We start from the raw sequence: 1,203 nt of genomic DNA, 5'->3' as shown, positions 1-1,203 counted from the left end.
TCTTGATCGAAGCCCCGGTAAACGGCGGCCGTAACTATAACGGTCCTAAGGTAGCGAAATTCCTTGTCGGGTAAGTTCCGACCTGCACGAATGGCGTAACGATGGCGGCGCTGTCTCCACCCGAGACTCAGTGAAATTGAAATCGCTGTGAAGATGCAGTGTATCCGCGGCTAGACGGAAAGACCCCGTGAACCTTTACTATAGCTTTGCACTGGACTTTGAGCTTGCTTGTGTAGGATAGGTGGGAGGCTTTGAAGTGGGGACGCCAGTTCTCATGGAGCCATCCTTGAAATACCACCCTGGCAACCTTGAGGTTCTAACTCAGGTCCGTTATCCGGATCGAGGACAGTGTATGGTGGGTAGTTTGACTGGGGCGGTCTCCTCCCAAAGAGTAACGGAGGAGTACGAAGGTGCGCTCAGACCGGTCGGAAATCGGTCGTAGAGTATAAAGGCAAAAGCGCGCTTGACTGCGAGACACACACGTCGAGCAGGTACGAAAGTAGGTCTTAGTGATCCGGTGGTTCTGTATGGAAGGGCCATCGCTCAACGGATAAAAGGTACTCCGGGGATAACAGGCTGATACCGCCCAAGAGTTCATATCGACGGCGGTGTTTGGCACCTCGATGTCGGCTCATCACATCCTGGGGCTGAAGCCGGTCCCAAGGGTATGGCTGTTCGCCATTTAAAGTGGTACGCGAGCTGGGTTTAGAACGTCGTGAGACAGTTCGGTCCCTATCTGCCGTGGACGTTTGAGATTTGAGAGGGGCTGCTCCTAGTACGAGAGGACCGGAGTGGACGAACCTCTGGTGTTCCGGTTGTCACGCCAGTGGCATTGCCGGGTAGCTATGTTCGGAAGAGATAACCGCTGAAAGCATCTAAGCGGGAAACTTGCCTCAAGATGAGATCTCACTGGAGCCTTGAGCTCCCTGAAGGGCCGTCGAAGACTACGACGTTGATAGGTTGGGTGTGTAAGCGCTGTGAGGCGTTGAGCTAACCAATACTAATTGCCCGTGAGGCTTGACCATATAACACCCAAGCAATCTGCTACGCAGATTGTGGTGGTGAAGACGAAAGACCCGAAAGTTCGTAAGACCACAAATTCACATATCCGAATTAGCCAAGAGTGTTCCTAAGACATTCTGGCAACAGAATTTCTTGACGACCATAGAGCATTGGAACCACCTGATCCCATCCCGAACTCAG

The 1,203-nt window shown here is 52.6% G+C and carries 2 rRNA genes; both read left to right on the top strand.

From position 1 onward, the window contains the following. A 23S ribosomal RNA gene (locus AC25MA_RS25775) occupies positions 1-1,025 on the top strand; the annotation flags it as partial. Between the two features lie 129 nt (positions 1,026-1,154). Then, positions 1,155-1,203, top strand: a 5S ribosomal RNA gene (gene rrf, locus AC25MA_RS25770); the annotation flags it as partial.

Source organism: Pseudomonas sp. P65(2024) (assembly GCF_057480955.1).
Note: the sequence above shows the minus strand (reverse complement) of the source record. Positions and strands in the feature narration are given on the sequence as shown.